This window comes from Bradyrhizobium sp. RP6 (assembly GCF_003837805.1).
Classification (GTDB): Bacteria; Pseudomonadota; Alphaproteobacteria; order Rhizobiales; family Xanthobacteraceae; genus Bradyrhizobium.
The window spans coordinates 189441-211862 of the sequence record NZ_RQIT01000005.1; the positions used below are offsets into that span (position 1 = coordinate 189441).

Annotated in this window: 24 protein-coding genes; 16 read left to right on the forward strand and 8 right to left on the reverse strand. The window is 65.2% G+C overall.

The features are described from left to right. Positions 1 to 14: 14 nt before the first annotated feature. Positions 15 to 1298, reverse strand: a complete 1284-nt coding sequence (locus tag EHH60_RS13685; RefSeq protein WP_245454487.1) for a Spy/CpxP family protein refolding chaperone — start codon at positions 1296 to 1298, stop codon at positions 15 to 17. A 104-nt stretch (positions 1299 to 1402) separates the two neighbouring features. Beyond that, positions 1403 to 2827: an FAD-binding oxidoreductase gene (locus EHH60_RS13690; RefSeq protein ID WP_124159976.1), complete on the reverse strand. Its 1425-nt coding sequence runs from the start codon at positions 2825 to 2827 to the stop codon at positions 1403 to 1405. Between the two features lie 85 nt (positions 2828 to 2912). On the opposite strand from EHH60_RS13690, the gene EHH60_RS13695 reads away from it, so the two are divergent. Further along, on the forward strand, positions 2913 to 3419 hold the full coding sequence (locus EHH60_RS13695; RefSeq protein ID WP_124159977.1) for a thioesterase family protein: 507 nt from the start codon (positions 2913 to 2915) through the stop codon (positions 3417 to 3419). Between the two features lie 63 nt (positions 3420 to 3482). Here EHH60_RS13695 and EHH60_RS13700 read toward each other — a convergent pair whose 3' ends face one another. Continuing rightward, positions 3483 to 3656 (reverse strand): DUF1328 domain-containing protein, encoded by a 174-nt coding sequence (locus EHH60_RS13700; RefSeq protein WP_008556598.1) that lies wholly within the window; start codon positions 3654 to 3656, stop codon positions 3483 to 3485. Between the two features lie 236 nt (positions 3657 to 3892). Between EHH60_RS13700 and EHH60_RS13705 the strand changes: the two genes are divergently transcribed. The 9 genes from EHH60_RS13705 (at position 3893) to EHH60_RS13745 (ending at position 12235) form a co-directional block, all read left to right on the forward strand. Continuing rightward, on the forward strand, positions 3893 to 6472 hold the full coding sequence (locus EHH60_RS13705; RefSeq protein WP_124159978.1) for an ATP-dependent helicase: 2580 nt from the start codon (positions 3893 to 3895) through the stop codon (positions 6470 to 6472). An 11-nt stretch (positions 6473 to 6483) separates the two neighbouring features. Then, positions 6484 to 6768 (forward strand): type II toxin-antitoxin system HicB family antitoxin, encoded by a 285-nt coding sequence (locus EHH60_RS13710; protein WP_124159979.1) that lies wholly within the window; start codon positions 6484 to 6486, stop codon positions 6766 to 6768. Positions 6769 to 6856: 88 nt separating this feature from the next. Continuing rightward, positions 6857 to 7273 (forward strand): hypothetical protein, encoded by a 417-nt coding sequence (locus EHH60_RS13715; RefSeq protein ID WP_124159980.1) that lies wholly within the window; start codon positions 6857 to 6859, stop codon positions 7271 to 7273. Next, positions 7273 to 7938, forward strand: a complete 666-nt coding sequence (locus tag EHH60_RS13720; protein WP_124159981.1) for an OmpA family protein — start codon at positions 7273 to 7275, stop codon at positions 7936 to 7938. Before EHH60_RS13715 ends, EHH60_RS13720 begins: the two co-directional genes overlap by 1 nt. 152 nt (positions 7939 to 8090) lie before the next feature. Further along, a complete protein-coding gene (locus EHH60_RS13725) occupies positions 8091 to 8627 on the forward strand; it encodes an Mpo1 family 2-hydroxy fatty acid dioxygenase (protein WP_124159982.1) in 537 nt (178 codons plus the stop codon). A 27-nt stretch (positions 8628 to 8654) separates the two neighbouring features. Further along, positions 8655 to 9686 carry an NAD-dependent epimerase/dehydratase family protein gene (locus EHH60_RS13730; RefSeq protein WP_124159983.1) on the forward strand — a complete coding sequence of 344 codons (1032 nt, stop codon included), beginning with the start codon at positions 8655 to 8657 and terminating at the stop codon, positions 9684 to 9686. 27 nt (positions 9687 to 9713) lie between these two features. Further along, positions 9714 to 10340, forward strand: coding sequence for a methyltransferase family protein (locus tag EHH60_RS13735; protein WP_124159984.1), 627 nt, complete (start codon positions 9714 to 9716; stop codon positions 10338 to 10340). Between the two features lie 241 nt (positions 10341 to 10581). Beyond that, positions 10582 to 10791 (forward strand): hypothetical protein, encoded by a 210-nt coding sequence (locus EHH60_RS13740; RefSeq protein ID WP_124159985.1) that lies wholly within the window; start codon positions 10582 to 10584, stop codon positions 10789 to 10791. A gap of 139 nt (positions 10792 to 10930) precedes the next feature. Next, complete coding sequence (locus EHH60_RS13745; RefSeq protein ID WP_124159986.1) at positions 10931 to 12235, forward strand: PQQ-dependent sugar dehydrogenase; 1305 nt, start codon at positions 10931 to 10933, stop codon at positions 12233 to 12235. A 3-nt stretch (positions 12236 to 12238) separates the two neighbouring features. On the opposite strand, the gene EHH60_RS13750 is transcribed toward EHH60_RS13745, so the two are convergent. Then, positions 12239 to 13063 (reverse strand): aspartate dehydrogenase, encoded by an 825-nt coding sequence (locus EHH60_RS13750; RefSeq protein WP_124159987.1) that lies wholly within the window; start codon positions 13061 to 13063, stop codon positions 12239 to 12241. A gap of 154 nt (positions 13064 to 13217) precedes the next feature. On the opposite strand from EHH60_RS13750, the gene EHH60_RS13755 reads away from it, so the two are divergent. Next, positions 13218 to 14291: a tartrate dehydrogenase gene (locus tag EHH60_RS13755; RefSeq protein WP_124159988.1), complete on the forward strand. Its 1074-nt coding sequence runs from the start codon at positions 13218 to 13220 to the stop codon at positions 14289 to 14291. 65 nt (positions 14292 to 14356) lie between these two features. Here EHH60_RS13755 and EHH60_RS13760 read toward each other — a convergent pair whose 3' ends face one another. Both EHH60_RS13760 and EHH60_RS13765 read right to left on the reverse strand, forming a co-directional pair. After that, positions 14357 to 15292, reverse strand: a complete 936-nt coding sequence (locus tag EHH60_RS13760) for a LysM peptidoglycan-binding domain-containing protein (protein ID WP_124159989.1) — start codon at positions 15290 to 15292, stop codon at positions 14357 to 14359. A gap of 152 nt (positions 15293 to 15444) precedes the next feature. After that, positions 15445 to 16059 carry a CGNR zinc finger domain-containing protein gene (locus EHH60_RS13765; RefSeq protein ID WP_199751464.1) on the reverse strand — a complete coding sequence of 205 codons (615 nt, stop codon included), beginning with the start codon at positions 16057 to 16059 and terminating at the stop codon, positions 15445 to 15447. 126 nt (positions 16060 to 16185) lie between these two features. Here EHH60_RS13765 and EHH60_RS13770 point away from each other — a divergent pair, with 126 nt between their 5' ends. Beyond that, a complete protein-coding gene (locus EHH60_RS13770; RefSeq protein ID WP_124159991.1) occupies positions 16186 to 17037 on the forward strand; it encodes an alpha/beta fold hydrolase in 852 nt (283 codons plus the stop codon). Positions 17038 to 17130: 93 nt separating this feature from the next. Here EHH60_RS13770 and EHH60_RS13775 read toward each other — a convergent pair whose 3' ends face one another. Next, a complete protein-coding gene (locus EHH60_RS13775; RefSeq protein WP_124159992.1) occupies positions 17131 to 17853 on the reverse strand; it encodes a hypothetical protein in 723 nt (240 codons plus the stop codon). 280 nt (positions 17854 to 18133) lie between these two features. On the opposite strand from EHH60_RS13775, the gene EHH60_RS13780 reads away from it, so the two are divergent. After that, on the forward strand, positions 18134 to 19057 hold the full coding sequence (locus tag EHH60_RS13780) for an ABC transporter ATP-binding protein (protein ID WP_124159993.1): 924 nt from the start codon (positions 18134 to 18136) through the stop codon (positions 19055 to 19057). Next, complete coding sequence (locus tag EHH60_RS13785) at positions 19054 to 19815, forward strand: ABC transporter permease (RefSeq protein ID WP_124159994.1); 762 nt, start codon at positions 19054 to 19056, stop codon at positions 19813 to 19815. Before EHH60_RS13780 ends, EHH60_RS13785 begins: the two co-directional genes overlap by 4 nt. 48 nt (positions 19816 to 19863) lie before the next feature. Here the strand turns inward: EHH60_RS13785 and EHH60_RS13790 are convergent, their stop codons facing one another. Then, positions 19864 to 20190, reverse strand: a complete 327-nt coding sequence (locus tag EHH60_RS13790; protein ID WP_124160097.1) for a hypothetical protein — start codon at positions 20188 to 20190, stop codon at positions 19864 to 19866. Positions 20191 to 20507: 317 nt separating this feature from the next. On the opposite strand from EHH60_RS13790, the gene EHH60_RS13800 reads away from it, so the two are divergent. Next, positions 20508 to 21302 carry a L,D-transpeptidase gene (locus EHH60_RS13800; RefSeq protein WP_199751446.1) on the forward strand — a complete coding sequence of 265 codons (795 nt, stop codon included), beginning with the start codon at positions 20508 to 20510 and terminating at the stop codon, positions 21300 to 21302. Between the two features lie 38 nt (positions 21303 to 21340). Next, positions 21341 to 22336 (forward strand): glycerophosphodiester phosphodiesterase, encoded by a 996-nt coding sequence (locus EHH60_RS13805; RefSeq protein ID WP_124159996.1) that lies wholly within the window; start codon positions 21341 to 21343, stop codon positions 22334 to 22336. Positions 22337 to 22422: the final 86 nt, after the last annotated feature.

The following is a 22422-nucleotide window of genomic DNA, read 5'->3' on the forward strand; positions in this document are numbered from 1 at the left end:
ATGGCTCGCAGCGTTCAGGAGATGCGGCGCGGCCCGATCGCCTCGAACTGCGCCTTCTGCTCGTCGTTCAGCGTGGCGTAGAAATCATCGAGCGCCGCGCGCACCGACTTGATCCCGTCCAGCATCACGTCGAGCCGCTTGCGGATCGCGGCCATGCGTGCCGGCGGTGTCATCACGTCATTGGGCTCGCAGGCCGCCTTGAGCGATGCGCTGACTCTGGCGCTGGTATCCTGGAGCACCTGCAGCGCCGCACGCTGGGTGTCGTTGGGATGCAGCCTCTCCTCGATCGTGGCGCCGGGCCAGTCGAACGCCGCGGACGCGCTGCAATTCTGCACCGACGACCGGCCCGCATTGTTCGATGCCGTTGCACGACGCTGATCGTCAGCCAGCGCATTGAAGCGCGCCTTCTGCTCGTCGTTAAGCGAACCATAGAACGTGTCGAGTGCGGGCTGGACCAGATCGACCGCCTTCTGCATGGCTTCGACACGCTGCTGCATCGCCGCGAGCCGGCCGGGCGCTGTCGCTGCGGCCTGGGTCGGACAGGACGTGCGGATCAGCGCCGCCGCGTCGACCGAGGCATTGCCGAGCGCGTCGAGAGCGGCGATTTGCGCATCCGTCGGCTGCACCGCGGCCGCGATCTGATCGATCGGCAAACCGACGATGGCGCGCCGGTCGCTGCCGCAGAGCTGATCGAGCGATGCGCTGCGCGCCCGCCGTCGTCCCTGCGGCTGCTGCGGCAGATAGGCCGACAGGCGATCATAACCATAGGGGCCGAAGATGCCGGCATATATGTCGGGATAGCCGTAGCCCCAGAAGCCGAGCCCGTCACCCCAGATCGTGTAATCATAGAAGTCGTTGTAGGCGAACGGCCAGAACAGCGGCCCGACCCAGCCATAGCCACCGCCCGGGTGCTGCCACCATCCGCTGCTTGCGCCGCTCCAGCCCGCCAGTGCGGCTGCGGCCGCGAGTTGCGCGCGGGCTGCCGGATTGCTGATCAGCCGGCCATTGCGGAATGCGCTGGCGTTCAGGGCATTGCGGAAATCCGCAGGGCGGATCGCTGCATTGCGGATCTGACCGAAATTCGGGCCGCCACGTCGGGCACCGGTGGTGAACCGCATTCCGCGATGATGCCCGCCGCCATGTGCATGCCCGCCGCCGTGACCGCGGAAATGGCCGCCGCCGTGATGACCACCGCCATGCCCGCCTCCGTGGCCGCCGCCATGTCCGCCTTTCGCCAGCGCCGCGCCAGCCAGCATGCAGGCAAAAGCCACCGCCGCAATTCCAAGGACCGGTCGCACCGTCGCACCCTCCCGCGCAAGCCCTGCCATTGAGGCATCGGAACTTGGCGGGAATTGGAACCGGCGAGATTGCCGAAAGTTCCCGATGCCTTGCGGCGCAGGCCTTATGCCTCCGGCACGATCTTGCCGGGGTTGAAGATGTTGAGCGGGTCGAGCGCCTTCTTCAACGCCCGCATCGCGTCGAGCGCCTCGGGGCCGAGCTCGGCCTCGAGATATTTCTGCTTGCCCTGTCCGATGCCGTGCTCGCCGGTGCAGGTGCCGTCCATCGCCTGCGCGCGCTCGACCAGGCGATGCATGAACTCCTCGCCGCGCGCCATCTCCTCGGCGTCGTTGGTATCGCAGACCAGCGAGCAGTGGAAATTGCCGTCGCCGACATGGCCGACGATCGGCGACAGCAAATTGAGACGCTTGAGATCCTCCTCGGTCTCGCTGACGCAGTCGGCGAGCCGCGAGATCGGCACGCAGACGTCGGTCGCGACCACGCCGATGCTGTCGCCGGGCCGCAGCGCCTTCACCGACCAATAGGCGTCGTGCCGCGCCTGCCAGAGCTTCGTGCGGTCCTCGGGCTTGGTGGTCCAGGAGAAATCGCCGCCGCCGCATTCCCTTGCGATCTCGCCAAACGCCTTGGACTGCTCGCCGACCTCGATCTCGCTGCCATGGAATTCCATCAAGAGCAGCGGCGTCTCCGGCAGCGTCAGCTTCGAATAGGCGTTGCAGGCTTTCACCTGCGCGGCATTGAGCAGCTCGATGCGCGCGATGGGAATGCCGGTCTGGATCGCCAGGATCACGGCCTGGCAGGCCCCGTGCACGGTGTCGAACGAGACCGCGCCCGCCGCGATCGTCTCGGGGATGCCGCGCAGGCGGATGGTCAATTCCGAGATGATGCCGAGCGTGCCCTCGGCACCGACGAACAGATGCGTGAGGTCGTAGCCGGCCGACGACTTCTTCGCGCGCGTGCCGGTGGTGATGATCTCGCCGTCGCCGCGCACCACTTTCAGCGCCAGCACGCTGTCGCGCATGGTGCCGTAGCGCACCGCATTGGTGCCGGAGGCCCGGGTCGAGGCCATGCCGCCGAGCGAAGCATCCGCGCCGGGATCAATCGGGAAGAACAGGCCCTGGTCGCGCAGATGCTCGTTCAGCGCCTTGCGGGTGACGCCGGGCTGGATCACGCAGTCGAGGTCCTCGGCATGCACCGCGAGGACCTTGTTCATGTCGCGCAGGTCGATCGAGATGCCGCCCGCGGGCGCGTTGACCTGGCCCTCGAGCGAGGTGCCGGTCCCGAACGGAATGACGGGGACGCGGTTCTTGGCGCAGATCCGCACCACGTCCTGGATGTCGGCGGTCTCCTGCGCCATCACCACGCCATCAGGCGGCTGATTGGGGATCCAAGTGGTGGTATGGCCGTGCTGCTCGCGCACGGCCTGCGAGGTGATGAGGCGGTTGCCGAAGCGTGCGGCAAGCTGCTCCAGCGCGCTTGCGAGGGCTTTCGGCTCCGGCCGCGGCGGATTATTGGTGATGGTCGTACCCACGGAATTCCTCCCGACAGAAGAACCGTGGCAAAGGACATAAAGCCGGTCAAGTCAAGCGACCGGACGCATAGCTAGGGAATGAAGCATGCCGGAGACTGCCGCCACCGCCCCGAACGCCGAGCCGTTCCGTTCGTCGATCATGCAGATCGAGCCGCAATGGATCGACTATAACGGCCACCTCAACATGGCCTATTACAACGTGATGTTCGACCGCGCGATCGACCAGCTCTGGCTCGAGCTCGGGATGGGGCCGACGTACATGACGGAGCGAGGCAACTCGAGCTTCACCGCCGAGTGCCATGTGCGGTATCTGCGCGAAATCCATCTCGGCGATCCCGTGCGGATCTTCGTCTGGCTGCTGGAGGCCGACGACAAGCGGCTGCACACGTTCGAGGAGATGCGGCACGCGTCAGAGGGCTGGCTGTCGGCCACGTCCGAGAACATGTCGCTGCACATGGACATGACGGCCCGGCGCGTCGCGCCGTTTCCGCCTGACATCCGCGAGCGTATCGCTGGGGTCACAAAGACCCACGGCGCCGTGCCGCGGCCTGAGGGCATCGGCCGGAGCGTGGCGATGCCCGCGAAGAAATAGCAATTCGGATGCCGCCTGATCGTGGTTCACCTCTCCCCGTCGGGGAGAGGTGAACACGCTGCGCTATATCCGGTTGCGACCGCGCGCCAGGCCGACCACGGCCGAGACCAGGAACAGGACAACCGCGATGAAGAAGATGATCTTGGCGATCTCGATCGAAGCGCCAGCGATACCGCCGAAGCCAAGGATGCCGGCGATCAGTGCGATAACCAGAAACGTCACAACCCAGCCTAGCATGGTCAAACCCTCGTCTTGATGTTGTCTGCGTCGACGCGGCTGGCCGCGCCACCTGCCCTGACAATCTCGACGCGGGAACGATGGTTCCGGCCCATGCGGGAGCGAAATTCGCGGCCCGTGCTGGAACAAATCGGCCTGCCGCGCACGTGGAAAACCTGCCCCCGGCGCCCCATATAGGCTCCAATCCCTGTTATGAAGGCTCCCTTCCGTCACCCCGCGGTGCCATCGTGGGGCCAATGATTCGCATGACCGAGCCGAGCAAGATCACAAGCGTACCCGACCACCAGCCCGCAGCCGGCGGCATCGCCGCGCGTGCGCGCGCCTCGGTGGGTCCGAAATACCTCTCCGGGCTCAATCCGGAGCAGCGCGAGGCGGTGGAGACCCTGGACGGCCCGGTCCTGGTGCTGGCCGGCGCCGGCACCGGCAAGACGCGGGTCCTGACCACGCGCATCGCGCACATCCTGAGCCAGGGCCGCGCCCGTCCCGCCGAGATCCTGTCGGTGACCTTCACCAACAAGGCCGCGCGCGAGATGAAGCACCGGCTCGGCCAGATGCTCGGCCATGCCGTCGAGGGCATGCCGTGGCTCGGCACCTTCCACTCCATCGGCGGCCGCATCCTGCGTTTCCACGCCGAGCTGGCGCAGCTCAAGTCGAACTTCACCGTGCTCGACGTCGACGACCAGGTCCGGCTGCTCAAGCAACTGCTGCAGGCCGAGAACATCGACGACAAGCGCTGGCCGGCACGGATGCTGGCCGGCTTGATCGACGGCTGGAAGAACCGCGGCCTGATGCCGTCGCAGGTGCCCTCGGGCGAGGCCGCTGTCTTCGCCAATGGCAAAGGCGGCAAGCTCTATGCGAGCTACCAGGAGCGGCTGAAGATCCTGAACGCAGCCGATTTCGGCGATCTCTTGCTGGAGAACATCCGGATCTTCCGCGAGCACCCGGATATTCTCCGGCAGTACCAGCAGCGCTTCAAATACATTCTGGTCGACGAGTACCAGGACACCAACGTCGCGCAATATCTGTGGCTGCGGCTGCTGTCGCAGGCGCCGTCTTCCAACTCGTCATTGCCGGGATCGACCCGGCAATCCATCGATTCTTTGCAAGATGGATCACCGGGTCTCGACGCTTCGCGTCGGCCCGGTGACGACGACAATGATGATGTTGCGCTGCCCGCTGCGAACGAAAAGTCCCACGTCAAAAACATCTGCTGCGTCGGCGACGACGACCAGTCGATCTATGGCTGGCGCGGCGCCGAGGTCGATAACATCCTGCGCTTCGAGCACGATTTCCCCGGCGCCAAGGTGATCCGCCTCGAGCGCAACTATCGCTCGACCGGCCACATCCTCGCCGCCGCCTCGCATCTGATCGCGCACAATGAAGGCCGGCTCGGCAAGACGCTGCGCACTGAGGATCAGGACGGCGAAAAGGTCACGGTGACGGGCTCCTGGGATTCGGAAGAGGAAGCCCGCGGCATCGGCGAGGAGATCGAGCAGCTGCAGCGCCAGGGCGAGAAGCTCAACGAGATCGCGATCCTGGTGCGCGCCTCCTACCAGATGCGCGAGTTCGAAGACCGCTTCGTCACGCTCGGCCTGCCCTATCGCGTCATCGGCGGCCCGCGCTTCTACGAGCGCGCCGAAATCCGTGACGCGCTGGCGTATTTGCGCGTCATCAACTCGCCGGCCGACGATCTCGCCTTCGAACGCATCGTCAATACGCCCAAGCGCGGTCTGGGCGATGCCACCGTGCAGATGCTGCACGACCATGCCCGCAAGCGCCGCATTCCCCTGTTCGAGGCCGCGCGCGCGGTGGTCGAGACCGACGAGCTGAAGCCGAAGGCGCGCGGGTCTTTGCGCGACCTCGTCGCCCAGTTCGACCGCTGGCGCGCGCAGCGCGAGGTCACCGCGCACACGGACCTCGCCCAAATCGTGCTCGACGAGAGCGGCTATACCGAGATGTGGCAGAAGGACCGTTCGGCGGACGCTGCGGGCCGGCTGGAGAACCTAAAAGAGCTCGTGCGCTCGATGGAGGAGTTCGAGAACCTGCAAGGATTCCTCGAGCACATCTCCCTGGTAATGGACCGTGAGGGCGGTGCCGAGGACGACGCGGTGTCGCTGATGACGCTGCATTCGGCCAAGGGCCTCGAATTCGACAATGTATTCCTGCCGGGCTGGGAGGAAGGCCTGTTCCCGAGCCAGCGCACGCTGGACGAACAGGGGCGCGCCGGCCTCGAGGAGGAGCGCAGGCTCGGCCATGTCGGCCTCACCCGCGCGCGCCGCCGCGCAAAGATCTATTTTGCGACCAACCGGCGGATCCACGGCACCTGGTCGACCACGATCCCGTCGCGCTTCCTCGACGAGTTGCCGGCGGCCAATGTCGAGATCACGGAATCCAAGGGCGGCTCGGGCTGGGGCGGCACCGGCGGCTACGGCACCTCGCGCTTCGACGACATGGAGGCGTTCGGCTCCAGCTATTCGACGCCGGGCTGGCAGCGCGCCCAGGCCAATCGCAACCGCGGCAGCGGCCGCAATGGCGGCGGAAGCGGCTTCGAGGAGGAGGCCACCACGTTCTCCTCCGCGTCGTCCTCACCCGATTTCGGCAGCTTCTCCTCGCGCCGCCGCGGGCCTCTGACGATCGAGGGCGAGCTGGTCGCCAAGTCCACAGGCACGACCTCGGAGTTCTCGCTCGAAGACCGCGTCTTCCACCAGAAATTCGGCTACGGCCGCGTCACCAGGATCGACGGCAACAAGCTCACCATCACCTTCGACAAGGCCGGCGAAAAGAAGGTCGTGGACAGTTTCGTGCAGCGGGCGTGAACAATCCTGCCATGGCTCAGTACGTTGCCATCATCGAGGACGCCGATCCGGACTCTGTCAGCCTGTGGTTTCCCGACCTGCCCGGCTGCATTTCCGGGGGTGACGATCTCGAGGAGGCGCTGGAGAATGCGCCCGAAGCCCTCGCGTTCTTTGCCCAGGAGCTGACCGCGGACGGCCGCCAGCTTCCCCCGCCGCGGACGTTGGACGAGCTCAAGGCCGATCCTGATTTTGCCGACGATCTCGGGAAACACACGGCTGTCCTGATCGAATGGCCGCCCCGCGATGCCTCGGAGTGAGGACTGTTCGTCGCACTGGCCGGACTCTCGACAGTTCTGGCCCGAACAGCCCTTGACCATCGCGAACTTCCCCGTATCAGATAAACCCATGTTCCGGGGCTCCATCACATTGATCGTGCTTGCATTGGGGATGCCGTCGCTTGCGGCGGCGGAGACCATGAGCTTTGGCGATTCGATCGGAAAGCTGGCCGCGAGCTGCGGCGCGGAAATCGTCGCCAATTGCCGCGGCGTCAATCCGGATTCGAACCGGCTGAAGGAGTGCCTGTCGCGCAACCGCGACGTGCTGTCCCCGCAGTGCGCGAGCGACTATCTCGGCGTGTTCGACGCCATCCAGAAGCGCGTCGCCGCGCGCGTCACGGTGGCGAACGCCTGCCAGCGCGAGATCGTCAAGGTCTGCGGCGGCTCGACCAAGGAGACCAGCAAGTCGGTCCCGTGCCTGGTCTCGACGCCCAAGGGCATCAGCAACAACTGCCTCAAGGCCGTCGACGACGCGGGGTATCGCTGATGCGCGCGACGAGACCGTTCATTGACGGAGCGATCGTTGCGCTGGGGCTCGCTCTGCTCGCGGGCACTGCCGGCGCGCAAACGGCAGCGCCGACCCGCGACGACATCGTCGGCAAGCTGAACCATTTCGAAGAAGCCGCCGAGGTCGATCTGCCCGCGCTGAAGCAGCAGGTGATGGAGCGCGCCAAGACCAGGATCAAGAACGATCCGGGACCCGTGAACCGGCCGCTGATCGCGCCCGACCTCGCCAAGCTGCCGGCCTTCAATGCGCAGATCCAGTTCGACACCGACACGCCGATCATCCAGCCGGCCTCCTACCAGACCGTCGGCCGGATCGCGGATGCGCTGGTTCATTCCTCGCTGCTGCCCTACACTTTCCTGATCGTCGGCCACGTCGAATCCAATTCGAAGACGCGCGAGGCCAATGCGATCCTGAGCCAGCGGCGGGCAGATGCGATCCGAGACGTGCTGGTGAACACGTTCAAGATCTCGACCAAGCGGCTGCATCCGATCGGCCTCGGCGAGGAGCAGTTTCTCGACCGGGCGAAGCCGACCTCGGCCGTAAACGGGCAGCTGCAGATCCTGACCTATGCCAAGCTGCCGGAGGAGCCGCGTCCGGCTGCAGCCTCTGCGCCTGCGGCTAAAAAGCCCGCCAAAAAACGGTGAGCGAACGCGGTTCCGCGGCTGACGGAACCCTTTGAAGTGCTGACGTTTTGCAGCCTGTCCGGGGCGCGCCAACACGGTTTGACGCGACAATAGTGCCGGTTTGTGCACCGTCCGGTCCAGTGCTATAGCCACTGTTCGCCCTTCCCGACCCCATGCTGCATGAGACCAAAATGGGTGGCTTTTTCCAGCGCCAACTTGCCGTTTATGTCGAGTACCATCGCGACCCCCGCAACACGGCGATGCATGTGGTCGGTATTCTCCTGCTGTTCACCGGCGCCGTGCTGCCGCTGACGCTGGTCAGGCTTCCGCTCTTCGGTTTCGACGTCAGCCTGGCGGTGATCCTGGCTTTGCCGGTATTGATCTATTGGCTGCTGCTCGACGCGGCGCTCGGGCTCGGCATTCTGGCCGTCTCCATCGTGCTGTTTTCGGTTGCGACAACCATTGCGGCGCAAGTCAGCACCGCGACGATGTGGGCGATTTTCGCCACGCTGGTGGTGCTCGGCCTCGCCGCGCAGACCATCGGCCACAAGGTTTTTGAGGGCCGCGAGGCCTCGTTGTTCACTTTTCCTTCGCATCTTTTGCTTGGACCGATGTTCGTGATGGCAAAATTGTTCATTGCCTTGGGCTTCCGTCGCGACCTTGCCGCGATTCTGGCGCCTCTTCCGACCAATTCCCTTTCGACCCGATAACTCCAAAAGCGAACAGCAACCTTCTGCATGGCTCTCGTCCTGGTTACCGGTGGCAGTGGCTTCATCGGACATCATCTCGTCGAAGCGCTCCGCGCCCGTGGGCAGCGGGTCCGGGTTCTCGATGTCCGCGTGCCGACCGCAGCGAACACGGACGCTGAACACGTCCACGGCTCGGTGCTGGACGGCGCCGCGGTCGATGCTGCGATGGCCGGTGTCGATCAGGTCTATCATCTCGCCGGCCTGCCCGGCATGTGGGTCGCCAACAAGCAGGACTTTCACGACGTCAATTGCCGCGGCACCGAAATCGTGCTCGCGGCGGCAATGAAGCGCGGCGTCTCGCGCTTCCTGCACTGCTCGACCGAATCGATCCTGTTTCCCTATTCCGACCTCAAGGGCGTTCCCGCCGAAGAGGCGCTGCAACCGGCCGACGCGATGCCCGGCGCCTATACGCGCTCGAAGTCGCTCGCCGAGCATCATGCCGCAGAGGCGGCGGCCACGGGCTTCCCTCTCGTGATCGGCACACCGACCATGCCGATCGGCGCTGCCGACCACAATCTGACGCCGCCGACCGCGATGCTCTGGTACTTCCTCCAGAAGAAGGTGCAGCCGCATCTCGACTTCCTGGTCAACCTGGTCGACGTCCGCGACGTCGCCATGGGCCTCGTGCTGACCATGGAACGCGGCCGCCTCGGCCAGCGCTACATCCTCGGCGGCGACTGCGTCCCACTCGGGCGCATCCTGCGCATGATGTCGGCGATGAGCGGCCGCCGGCAGTTTCCGGTCGTCGTGCCCGGAAAGATCGCCGAGCTCTCCGCGATCATGCTCGAATACATCGCCGATCACGTCACGCGCCGGCCGCCCAACGGCACCGCCGAGGGCGTGCGCATCGCGCTCGCCGCGAGCGACCTGTCGATCGGCAAGGCGCGCACCGAGCTCGGCTATTCGCCGCGTCCGATCGAACCGGTCTTGCGCGAAACCATCACCCATCTGCTCGCCCGCAACGGTCAGCAGCCCTCCGGCGCCATCAAGCATCACGCGCTCTCCTCGCGCGCGAGCTGATCGCTCCGCCCAACGCAAAGAACCTTCATGTCCTTCGATTTCAGCAAGCTTCTCTCTGTCGCCTGGGGTGGCTGGACCACGACCTGGCCGACCGAACTTCTGGCTCTGCTTTGGCTTGCCTTTCTCGCCAGCTGGGTCGGCGCCTCGTTCTGGCAGGGGCGGACCAAGAAGCAGGTCATGACGCTGGAGTCGCAGCGCTATCGGCTGCCGATCCTGGTCGGCGGCATCCTGTACACGCCGTGGGTTGCGGAGATCATGGGCTGGAAGCCGCTCTGGGTACTCGACAACACAGGCATCGCCGTCGCAGCGGTCCTCTCGGCCGCTGGCATTGCCTTCGCCTGGTGGGGCCGGCTGCATCTCGGGAAATTCTGGTCCAACACCATCACCCACAAGGAAGACCACCGCGTCATCGACACTGGTCCCTACGGCATCGTGCGCCACCCCATCTACACGGGGCTGATCTTCGGCATGCTGGTGACCGGAATTGCGATCGGCTTGGTGACGACGATCCTCGGCGCGATCCTGATCTCGCTCGGCATGTGGCAGAAGGGCCGGATGGAAGAGGTGTTCCTCTCCAAGGAGCTCGGCGAAGACGCCTACGGCGCCTATTGCCGCCGCGTTCCGATGATCATTCCGTTCCTGTCGCCGCGCTGAGGGCATAGCAGCTCGCCTCACTCTCATGTCCCGGACGCGCTGCAGCGTGCAACGCTGCTGCGCAGAGCCGGGACCCATATGGCGACGCATCGTGTGGCGGTAAGATGGGCCCCGGACTCAGCGCAACGCGAAGACGCGGTGCGCTGCGTCCGGGGCACGAGTGCGCGGCTCGATGCGTCAAGGAACCACCCCTTCATTCGCCCGTTACCCTCGACCTGCAGCGACCGCAGAGTATCGAGCCATGTCGGACGCCTACGATTATTTCCGCGCGCATGCGATTGCCGCCGTCCGCAAGGCGCGGGCATTGCCGCCCGGACGGACCAAGCAGAAGCAGCGCGCGGTGGCGCGGGTGTATCATCTCCTGTCCAGGGAGGCCGCGCTGGCGCCGAACGTCCATCACCTGGATGATTTTCGCGCGACACGGCGGCTGGAGCGGCAGATCGGTCGCTGATCTCCGGCGCAAACGCCGCGTCCGTCCCATGCAAATTCGATCGGCTGCCATTCCATGGGAATAGGCCCGCGCGGCGCGCCGCACAGGTTGACGTCTGCCCCGTCAGCCAGTTGGATGCGCGCGCACAAAGGGGCTTCTCATGACGTTTTCCAGCATCTTCGCGCAGTTCGTCGCGTTCATCGGCGGCATCGCGCTGCAATGGCGAAAACTGTCGGGCACGGAGCCCGCACCTGCCTGGGGCGATAAGCCGGCCATTCCCGAGGCGAAGCCGCAAGGCGCGATCCCGACCTTGAAGATGCCGACCGCGCGCGGCTGGCGCGAGGGCCAGAAGCCGACGGTCGCGCCCGGACTCAGGGTCAATGCGTTCGCGACCGGCCTCGACCATCCGCGCTGGATCGAGGTGCTGCCCAATGGCGACGTGCTGATCGCGGAGGCAACGCAGATCGCAGGCCCCCCGCGCACCGTGTTTCACTATGCGATGCAGGCGACGATGCGGCGTGCCGCGGCGCTCGGTGTTTCCGCCAACCGCATCACGCTCTTGCGCGACAAGGACGGCGACGGCGTCGCCGAATCTCGCGGCGCCTTCATGGAGAATCTCAGCCAGCCCTTCGGCATGGCGCTGGTCGGCGACACCTTCTATGTCGGCAACACCGACGGCGTGATGGCTTTTCCCTACGTCGCGAACGCCGACCGCATCACCGCCCCGGGCAAGCGGCTCACGACGTTCAAGCCGGGCGGACACTGGACGCGCAGTCTCCTGGCAAGCCCCGACGGCAAGAAGCTCTATGCCGGCGTCGGCTCGCTCAGCAACATCGCCGAGATGGGCATGGAGGTCGAGGAAGGCCGCGCCGCGGTCTACGAGCTCGATCTCGTCGCCGGCAGGCATCGGATTTTTGGTGCCGGCCTGCGCAACCCGGTTGGATTGGCATGGGAGCCGAACACGAATGTGCTCTGGACCGTCGTCAACGAGCGCGACGGCCTCGGCGACGAAACGCCGCCGGATTATCTCACCTCGGTGCGCGACGGCGGCTTCTATGGCTGGCCCTATTGCTACTGGGGCAGGACGGTGGACGACCGCGTGCCGCAGGATCCGGCAATGGTCGCCAAGGCGATTCAACCGGACTACGCGCTCGGCGGCCACACCGCCTCGCTCGGCCTGTGCTGGATGCCCGCGGGCACCCTGCCCGGCTTCGGAGACGGCATGGTGATCGGCCAGCACGGCTCGTGGAATCGCAGCAAGCTGTCCGGCTACAAGCTGGTGTTCATCCCGTTCGAGAACGGCAGGCCCTCCGGCCCCGGTCGCGACATCCTGTCGGGCTTCCTGTCCCCGGACGAGAAGGAGTCCTATGGCCGCCCGGTCGGCGTCGCGATCGGGCCGGACAAGAAGTCGCTGCTGATGGCGGACGACGTCGGCAACGTGATCTGGCGCGTGACGGGCGCCTGATACTCACGTCCCGACGCAAAGCGTGGCGCGCTGCTTGCGTAAGAGCGCGATCACCGAGAGCGCCGTGATCAGCCCGGTCTTTGGATTTTCGGAAGGGATGTTCTCGATCGACATCGAAAACCGCGCCGAATCCGCCTCGACCTCGATCCGGTGAACGTTGCGCGTCACGGTCGGGTCGGCCCAGATCTGCACCATCGTGTGGTCGGGCCCGACGCCCGCAAGCGACAGCGCAACCGCGACGTTGAGATTGGCCGGAAAGCCCTTCGCGGCCTCTCGCGCCGTGCCTTCGAACAGCTTCAGCGGCTCGCGCAGATCGTCGATGTCGATATTGTTCTGCACGATGAACGGCGCGCCCTTCAGACCGTCGATCGGCTTGCGCGTCACCATTTTCACCGAATGGATGGTGCCTATCGCGGCGGCGTTGACGGCATCGAGCCCGATCAGCGCGCCGGTCGGCACGAGGATGCGGCCGCCATTGGCGCGGGCGAGATCGACGAGATCGAAATTGTCGAGCAATCCGCCGACGCTGACGACGACTGCGGCCCTGCCGCGCTTCACCGCGGGCTCGACGATCGCGCGCAGCTGACTGCTCGGCGCGCACTCGACCACGATATCGGCGGCATCGCCGAGCTGGTCGACCGGCAGGATTTGCGGCGCACGGCGCAGGCCGTTGATGAACGCCTGATGCTTTGCGGGATCGCGCACCGCGACCGCCGACAGCGCCAGGCCCTCGACGCCCTGGTCCAGCGCAGTCGCGATCTTGGTGCCGATCGAGCCCATCCCGGCAATGGCAACCTGCAATGCGCCCGACGCCTTCCGTTCAGTCATCGCATCCTGCTTTCTCGCTGGACTGATGTCATAGCGCATCGTTTTCTGTATAAGCCAGCCCGAATTGGTCAGGTTGGCCAGGTCGTGGAACGCGCCGCGGGCTGGACCTTGTCCTACCGACGCAATTTGCCGATTTCCTCCGACGGAGCCTCCCATGCGCACCCATTCGATCGCAGCCATCCCCGCCGACGGCATCGGCCCTGAGGTGATCTCGGCCGGTGTCCGTGTGCTGGAGGCGCTGGCCAAACGCAGCGGCGACCTTGCCTTCAACGTCAAGACGTTCGACTGGGGCTCCGACTATTACAAGAAGCACGGCGTGATGATGCCGACGGACGGTCTCAGCGAGCTGAAGAAGTTCGACGCGATCTATTTCGGCGCGGTCGGTGCCCCTGACGTGCCCGACCACATCACGCTCTGGGGCCTGCGGCTGCCGATCTGCCAGGGCTTTGACCAATACGCCAATGTGCGGCCGACAAAGATCCTGCCGGGCGTGGCCTCGCCGCTGCGCAATGTCGGCGTCGGTGATCTCGACTGGGTGATCGTGCGCGAGAACTCGGAAGGCGAATATGCCGGCATGGGCGGCCGCGCCCACAGGGGCCTGCCGGAGGAGGTCGGCACGGAAGTGGCGGTTTTCACCCGCGTCGGCGTGACGCGGATCATGCGCTACGCGTTCCAGCTTGCGCAGTCGCGTCCGCGCAAGCTGCTGACGGTCGTGACCAAGTCGAACGCGCAGCGCCATGGCATGGTGATGTGGGACGAGATCGCGGCGGAGGTTGCCGGTGAATTCCCCGACGTCAGCTGGGACAAGATGCTGGTCGACGCCATGACCGTGCGCATGACGCTGCATCCAAGGAGCCTCGACACCATCGTGGCGACCAATCTTCACGCCGACATCCTCTCCGATCTCGCCGGTGCGCTGGCTGGAAGCCTCGGCGTTGCGCCGACCGGCAACATCGATCCGCAACGCCGCTTCCCCTCGATGTTCGAGCCGATCCACGGCTCGGCCTTCGACATCACCGGCAAGGGCATCGCCAACCCGGTCGCGACGTTCTGGACAGGCGTTCAGATGCTCGAGCATCTCGGCGAGAAGGATGCCGCCTCGAGGCTGATGGCCGCCGTCGAGCGCGTCTGCGCGGCCGGCGTGCTGACGCCGGATGTCGGCGGCAAAGCCACCACCAAGGAAGTGACCGATGCCGTGATCGACGCGATCAACGGGTCGAATGTCTGATCACTGCTCTGCGTGTTATGGGCCGGGCTTGTTCCGGCCATCCACGATCTTTCGTGCGGGATGTTTTATTTTCGTCCACCCGCGGCCGGCGGTGGCACTGCCATCGCAGCCGTAGGCTCAGGCGGCGTCAGGTGACGCGGGACGATGATGGTCTGACCCGGCGTGAGCTGCGCGTTCTCCGGCAATGAATTGCTCTGCGCGAGCGTCCACAGCGGCACGCGATTGGCTGCGGCGATGCTCTCCATGGTGTCGCCCCGGCGCACCGGCACCCGCACGCCGCTGTCCCACAATTCGACCAGCGTGTCCGCCGGCACGAGATAGCGCAGCGGCACGGCATCAGCCTGGGTTTGCGGCGGGATGCGCGGGAGCTGCGTCACCATCTCGACGATCTGGCGGTGGATGTCGTCGGACTTCTCGATGTTGATGTGGCTGACGCGCGAGTTTTCCTTCAGGTCGTAGCTCGCATAATGGCCGCGAAAGCCGGGCACGGCCACGACGTCGCCGCCGCCGAGCACGCTGTCGGACAGGAAGATGTTGATGAAGCGCTCGACGTTGAGCGGCACGTCGCCGGTCGCATGCGCCGGGTCGATGGCGATGACGAGGCTGATCGGAATGTTCTCCTTGGCCGCCATCTCGGAGATGACGATCGAGCACAGGCCGCCCATGGAGTGGCCGATCAGCACGATCGGCGCCGGCGATTCCTTGTAGCTGGAGATGGCGCGATCGCCGATCCACCGGCAGATGGTGAATTCGTAGACGTTGGCCGAGAAGCCAGCCTTCGTTAGCTTCTCTTCGAGCCGATCCATGCCGGTCGAGAAAATGGGACCCATGGCGCCGCGGAACAGGTAGATTTTTGGCGGCGGCAATGGCTCGAACGGCGGCGGCGTGGCGGGCGCGGCCGCGTTGGTCTTGGACTTGGCTGGTGTGGCAGCGGCCGTGCCGGTGCCGAAGGCGAGCAGCGCAACCGCTGCCAGCACGAGGAGCCGCCTCAAATCAATCATCAGTCCAGCAGTCCCACCCGTGAGAGGCAAAGGCCTTCCTTACCCCGCTTAGTGACGCCCGATTTGGTGGATTTTGGGGCGCGGGAACTGGAACGCGACGCACCGCCGCTCGTAAGTCCCTGTGACCTGCCGGGTGGGCCGCTTCCGACCCATCACCGCCTGCTTTTGAGCCGGCTGCGATGCGCGGCCTGCTTGGCACGGTTGCCGCAGACCGCCATGACGCACCATCGACGCGCGCGCCTGTGGGTGTGGTCGGCGAACAGCATCGTGCAGTTATGGCCCTCGCACCCCTTCACGTGGGAGAAGTCCTCCTCGCAGACGAATTTGGCCAGTGCTTCACCGACCGGCAGCAGCAGGGATTCCGGCGATCGCCAGCGCCGCATCGCTTGCAGGGAAAGACCTTCCTCACCGTGGCGAGGCACGATTTGCAGGAAGGCCTCATCGCGCGCCAGGAGGCTATTCAAGGGGCCAAGCTCGCGCAGCGCCTTCGCAGTCAGCGGCCGGCCCGCATGCTCCAGAACAAATCCCCTGAACCACTCGCGCAAGGCGCGCGCCTGATCTGCGACCTTGTCCATTTCGCCCGGCTTCGCGCCCGCCCGCAATGCGTGCAGCTCATCCGCCGGCACCAGCTTCGCCTGCTCCAGCCAGTCGATCAGGCCATCGCCATCGTCGATCCAGTCGACGGGGATATCGACCGGTGTCGCCACCGAGTTGAGGAAATCGAGGCCGAGCGAGTCGGCAATGAACATGGCGGGCGGGCGGTTCATGCGCGGGTCCTTGGCCTTCATAAAAAGCCACGCCTAGGTAACCTGTGAAATGGCAGTTGACAAGTTACGAAAGGGATGTAACCTGAAATTAGGCTTTTAACAGGTTACAAAAGATTGGAGACGGCGATGGCCCCGACCACCTACCGCACCGCAGACGTCGATGGCTTCAAGGTGTTGTATCGCGAGGCCGGCCCCCGAGGGGCGCCGAAGCTCCTGCTGCTGCACGGCTTCCCGAGCGCCGGTCACATGTTCCGCGACCTGATCCCGCTGCTTGCCGACAAATTCCACATCGTCGCGCCCGACCTTCCCGGCTTCGGCCAGTCCGACATGCCCCCGCGCGAAAGCTTCCGCTACACCTTCGACAATGTCGCGCAGGTGATCGAGCGCTTCACCGAGGTCATCGGCTTCGATCGCTTCGCCGTCTACGTCTTCGACTATGGCGCGCCGACCGGCTTCCGACTTGCGCTGCGTCACCCCGAACGGATCACCGCGATCATCTCGCAGAACGGCAACGCCTATGAGGACGGCCTCAGCGACGGCTGGACTCCCATCAAGGCCTATTGGCAGGATCCCTCGCCCGCCAACCGCGAAGCGTTGCGCGCCTTCCTCACGCCGGAAGCGACGCGCTGGCAGTACACGCATGGCGTCTCCGACCCAGCGACCGTGTCGCCGGATGGCCAGAACCTCGACAATTTCTATCTGGCGCGGCCGGGCTCGGACGACGTGCAGCTAGACCTGTTCGGCGACTACAAGAGCAACGTCGCGCTCTATCCCGCCTTTCAGGACTATTTTCGCACGCACAAGCCGCCGTTTCTGGCGGTCTGGGGCAAGAACGACCCGTTCTTCATCCCGCCCGGCGCCGAGGCGTTCAAGCGCGACAATCCCAATGCCGTGGTGCAGTTCTTCGACACCGGCCATTTCGCGCTGGAGACGCATGCGAAGGAGATCGCAGAGAGCATTCGCTCGTTCTTGAGGTAATGATGGGAGTGCGCAACGATGCGCTCCCGATCTCCGCGCTCATCGGCCATGGCCGAAAGATGGACCCGCGACCTGTCGGTCGCGGGACGGAGCTCAGTTCCTCGCGGGAGCGGTTGCCGCCGCCGAGCGTGCCTGTCGCGGCGTGCGGGGTTCGGCGACGGGCGCTGCCGGTACGCGCGAGCGCATGATCGCAGCGTCGATCTCGGCAATGACGCGACGCTGGATTGCCTCGTTCTTGTCGATCGAGATGTGGCCGACGCCGGTGCCGCGGACGTCGACATTGTCAAGCTTGCCGCGAAAACCCGCTGCGGCCCGCACCGGCTCGCCGGGACCATCGCCGATATAGATGTTGATGTAACGCTCCGCGCCGGTCGAGAGCTTGGTCTTGAACACGGAATCGAGGCCGATCGCGAGCTTCACGGGCACGCCGAGCTGATTGAGCTTGGCGATCATGTCCGGCAGCGCGGTCGCGCCGGAGGAATGGCCGACCAGGATGATGGTCTTGAGCCGGCCGGCCCTGTAGGCGGCCGCCGCTTCATCGGCGAGCGAGGACCAGGACACGAAGTTGGCGACGGTCACCGGGATGCCCTGTGCCTGGAGCCGGGCGCCGATCGTATCGAGCCCGAGCGAGAAGATGTTGAGCACGCCACGAAGCAGGTAGACATGCGTGGTTGCCACAGCGGCTGTCTGGCTCGGCGCGGCCTTGGCGGTGGTCGGGCTGATGGCAACAGCTGACAGCAGGAGCAGGCCCATCGCCCACACACGCAGGGTGGACAATTGGCGGGCGCCGGCGGTGTGACGGCCGTTCGGTCTCATCGATTTTTTCCCTGGAGACAATACGCTTGGCGATTGGCCGGAATCGTAGCCACGGCCCGCTTGCAGACGCAACAAAGAGCCGCGTGAGCGACAATCTTCGCAGCAAGCCGTGGCCATCGCGCAACACTTGCCCGGAACATGCCATTGAACGGCCTGTTTTGAGACCAATTTTCTCCGGGGAATTGCGGGCCAACAACAGCGTTCCTATTTCAGGGCTCCGCCGACCCGCCTTTCCGAGTGGGTCCGGCGTTCCCCTTCCCTCCCCAGCCCGCCGGCCATCATGTCTTCCATCATTTCCGTCGCCAATCTGTCGAAGACCTATGGGTCCGGCTTCAAGGCGCTCAAGAACGTCAATCTCGACATCAAGCGCGGCGAGATTTTTGCGCTGCTCGGCCCCAACGGGGCCGGCAAGACCACGCTGATCTCGATCATCTGCGGCATCGCCAACCCGAGCGAAGGTAAGGTTTTGGTCGGCGGCGAGAACATCCAGACCTCCTACCGCAAGGCGCGTTCGCTGATCGGCCTCGTGCCGCAGGAATTGCACACCGATGCCTTCGAGAGCGTGTGGGCGACCGTGAGCTTCTCCCGCGGCCTGTTCGGCAAGCCGAAGAACCCTGCCCATATCGAGAAGGTGCTGAAGGACCTCTCGCTGTGGGACAAGAAGGACAACAAGATCATCACGCTCTCCGGCGGCATGAAGCGTCGCGTGATGATCGCCAAGGCGCTGTCGCACGAGCCGCAGATCCTGTTCCTGGACGAGCCCACCGCCGGCGTCGATGTCGAGCTGCGCAAGGGCATGTGGGAGGTGGTGCGCGGACTTCAGCAGTCCGGCGTGACCATCATCCTCACCACACACTACATCGAGGAGGCCGAGGAGATGGCCGACCGCATCGGCGTCATCAACAAGGGCGAGATCGTGCTGGTCGAGGACAAGACGACCTTGATGCAGAAGCTCGGCAAGAAGCGCCTGACGCTGCATCTGCAGGGCAAGGTCGCCTCACTGCCGGAGAGCCTTCGCCATTACGAGCTCGAACTCTGCGACAACGGGGCGACGCTGGTCTACGACTACGACACCCAGGGCGAGCGCACCGGCATCACCAGCCTGCTCGGCGACCTCCGCGCCGCCGGCATCCGCTTCAACGACCTCGACACGACGCAATCGTCGCTCGAGGACATCTTCGTCGACCTCGTGAGGACGTCATGAACCATCGCGCCATTCGCGCCATTTATCTGTTCGAGATGGCGCGCACCTGGCGCACGTTGCTGCAAAGCATCGTTTCGCCCGTGGTGTCGACTTCGCTCTATTTCGTGGTGTTCGGCGCCGCGATCGGCTCACGCATCAGCCAGGTCGAGGGCGTCAGCTACGGCACTTTCATCGTGCCGGGCCTGATCATGCTCTCGGTGCTGACCCAGAGCATCGCCAACGCCTCCTTCGGCATCTACTTCCCGAAATTCACCGGCACGATCTACGAGATCCTGTCGGCGCCGATCTCCTATTTCGAGATCGTGCTCGGCTATGTCGGCGCCGCCGCGACCAAGTCGATCATTCTGGGTCTCATTATCCTGGCGACGGCCGGCCTGTTCGTGCCGCTGCACATCCAGCATCCGGTCTGGATGCTGGCCTTCCTGGTGTTGACGGCTGTGACGTTCAGCCTGTTCGGTTTCATCATCGGCATCTGGGCCGACGGCTTCGAAAAGCTGCAGATGATCCCGATGCTGGTGGTGACGCCGCTGACGTTCCTCGGCGGCAGCTTCTATTCCATCGACATGCTGCCGCCCACCTGGCGCACGGTCGCGCTGCTCAACCCGGTGGTCTACCTGATCTCCGGCTTCCGCTGGAGCTTCTACGAGATCGCAGACGTCAGCATATCCGTCAGCATCGGCATGACGCTGGCGTTCCTGGTGATCTGCCTGGCCGTGATCTGGTGGATTTTCAGGACGGGGTACCGGCTGAAGAATTGAGCTGTCATCCGGGGCGAGCGCAGCGCCCCCGGAACGACGGCGTTGCACTTACCGATAGCAATGGAAGCGGTGATAGCGGTCGTAATATCCGCGACAGCGGTGACGGTAATGGCGGTGGGGAATGCCGAGCACGCCTTCGACTGCACCGACGGCCCCACCAACGCCGGCGCCGACGACGCCGCCGACTGCGCCGCCCACGGGCCCGCCGATGCGGTTGCCTTCATAGGAGCCCTCCTGCGCACCGCGCACGATGCCCTGGGCATGACTGGCCTGCGGCAGCGCCAACAACGCCAGCAAGATTGCGGCGGCGGCGAACAGCAGGCGGACGGGCAGACTGGCCGGCAATGGCGCGGCGGCGAGACGGGCTTTGTTCATTTTCGGACCGCAGGGGAAGGAAAGAGGTAAACGGCGCCGGACGCGCCGAATGTCGAGACAGCCCATCACCAACGCGCCGCGCGGCGGAATGGTTGCGCCTTTGTGACGAATTGTCGGCGTTGTGAACGCGCCTCCGCTCGCGAAAATGTCAGCGCTCCTGCGCGTGGCGCGGCGCAAAGTGGCCTTGCTTACATCAGGCATCGCGTTAACGATTGGCTGGCAGCTCGCTGGAACGAAAGCCGGATTGCAGGCATATTGCACGCCGGGGACGGAGAGCCGCGGCGCCTAGCGTGAACAGGCCGGAGGCCGAGATTGATATGTCTTTCCAGATGCGTTCGTTTTTCATCGCTTTCGCCTCATCGCTGCTTTTGAGCGCGGGCGCCGCGCAGGCCAAGGTCGAAATCACCGTCGACAAGGACAATCAGCAGATGACCGTCGCCGTCGACGGCGTCGCGCGCTATCACTGGCCGGTGTCGACCGGCATCCCCTCGCGCGAGACGCCGAACGGCGCGTTCCGCGCCTTCCGCATGGAAGAGGATCACTACTCCAAGGAATTCGACGACGCGCCGATGCCGCACGCGATCTTCTTCACCAAGGTCGGGCACGCCATCCACGGCACGGACTCGGTCGGCCGGCTCGGCTCGCCCGCGTCACACGGCTGCGTGCGGCTGTCGCGCCAGAATGCCTCGACGCTCTATGCGCTGGTTCAGCAGCAGGGCGTGCTCAACACGACGGTGACGCTGACCGGCTCGGCGCAGGTGGCGCTGGCCCGCAATCCGCGTGGCCGCAACCCCAATGCGGTGGCCAGGGCAGCGCAGCCGGCCGAAGAGCAATACGCAACCGCGGGCGATCCCGTGAACCTGGCGCCGCCGGCGCAGCCCGCGCGCCGCTACATGCCGCAGGACGACAACTACATTTACCCGGCCGACGGCAGCGACACCGGCGCGCGCTATCCCGCGCCACGCTCGGCCACTCGCCCGCTCTATGACACGCAGGCCTATCAGCAGCAGCAGCGGCCCTATTACGACCAGGGCTACGGCCAGCAGGGCTACTACTATCAGCCGCAGCCGCGGCAGTATTACCAGCCGCGCGGCTATTACTATCAGAACTGACGCGGTCGCCATCAACCGCCCTCGCCGGCCGAGGCACCATGAAGCCACGTGGCACGACCATTCCGATCGTGCTCTGCGTTCTGATGGCGGGACAGGCCATGGGGGCGGATCTGACCTTCGATCTCGAGCCGCATCGCCGCGGGCGGGCGCTGCTGCCGGAAAACACCCTGCCCGCCTTCGCCAATGCGCTGTCGATGGGTGTGGACACGCTAGAGCTCGACGTCGGTGTCACCGCCGACGGCGAAGTCATTCTGTCGCATGAGCGCGGGCTCAACCCCGATCTCGCCCGCGGCCCCGATGAGGCCTACATCACTCCGCCCGGCACGGCTTTCGTAAGACTGCGGCTCGACGAGGTCAGGACCTATGACGTCGGCCAGATCCGGCCGGACAGTGCCTACGCAAAGCAATTCCCCGACCAGCGTGCCGTGCCGGGGACACGCATTCCCACCTTGCGCGAGCTGTTCGCGCTGGTGCGCAAGTCCGGCAACACGCATGTGCGCTTCAACATCGAGACCAAGATCGATCCTAACCGTCCGGATGAAACGCTTGATCCGCAAGGTTTCGTCGCGAAGCTGCTCGGGGCGATCGAGACCGAAGGCTTCTCCGACCGCGTGATGATCCAGTCGTTCGACTGGCGAACTCTGCTTCTCGTCCAGCAGCAGGCACCGAAGATTCCGACCGTGTACCTGACGCTCCAGCGCGGCTCGGGCCAGACGGTGGCACGCGACAAAGCGACGAACTGGACGGCGGGTTTCAGCCCGGCCGATCACGGCGGCTCGCTGCCACGGACGATCAAGGCTGCGGGCGGCGCGATCTGGTCGCCTTATTTCGGCGATGTGACCGCGTCACTGGTCACCGAGGCTCATGAGCTCGGATTGCGCGTCGTGGTCTGGACGGTCAACAAGCCCGAAGACATGACGCGCATGATCGAGCTCGGCGTCGACGGGATCATCTCGGACAGGCCGGACCTGCTGCGGCAGATCGCCGGCGGGAAGGGGATCGCGCTGCCGGCGGGCACGCCGGTAGCGCCGTAGGACTGGTCTCGTGTCCCGGACGCGGCGCGGCATGAAATGACGCGACGCAGAGCCGGGACCCAAAATTGTGGACCCCTGCTCTGCAG